General features: G+C 66.1%; 1 protein-coding gene. It reads right to left on the minus strand.

Features of this window, described 5'->3' with window-relative positions; translation table 11 throughout:
• A partial coding sequence (locus E3D03_RS21300; protein ID WP_263568592.1) for a formate--tetrahydrofolate ligase occupies positions 1-502 on the minus strand: 502 nt, incomplete at both ends.

The following is a 502-nucleotide window of genomic DNA, read 5'->3' on the forward strand; positions in this document are numbered from 1 at the left end:
GGCGCCGAAGCCGGCCTCGGTCACCACGTAATCCGACAGCGCCAGCGCCGTGCGGGTGGCCATGACCGAATTGCAGCCATGGGCGATATTGGCGAAGGGGCCGCCATGGACGAAGGCCGGGTTGTTTTCCAGCGTCTGCACCAGGTTCGGTTGCAGCGCGTCGCGCAACAGCACCGTCATGGCGCCGTCGGCGCCGATGTCGCGGGCGGTGATCGGCTGGCGCTCGATGGTATAGCCGATGACGATGCGGCCCAGCCGTTCCTGCAGATCCTCGAGATCGCGCGAAAGGCACAGGATCGCCATCACCTCGGAGGCGACGGTGATGTCGAAGCCGGTCTCGCGCGGATAGCCGTTCGCCGGGCCGCCAAGCGCGATGACCATCTGCCGCAGCACCCGGTCGTTCATGTCCATGACCCGGCGCCAGGTGATGCGGCGCGGGTCGATGTGCAGCGCATTGCCCCAATAGATATGGTTGTCGATCATCGCCGACAGCAGGTTGTGG

The sequence above is a fragment of the Paracoccus sp. DMF genome (genome assembly GCF_004407025.1).
GTDB lineage: Bacteria > Pseudomonadota > Alphaproteobacteria > Rhodobacterales > Rhodobacteraceae > Paracoccus > Paracoccus aminovorans_B.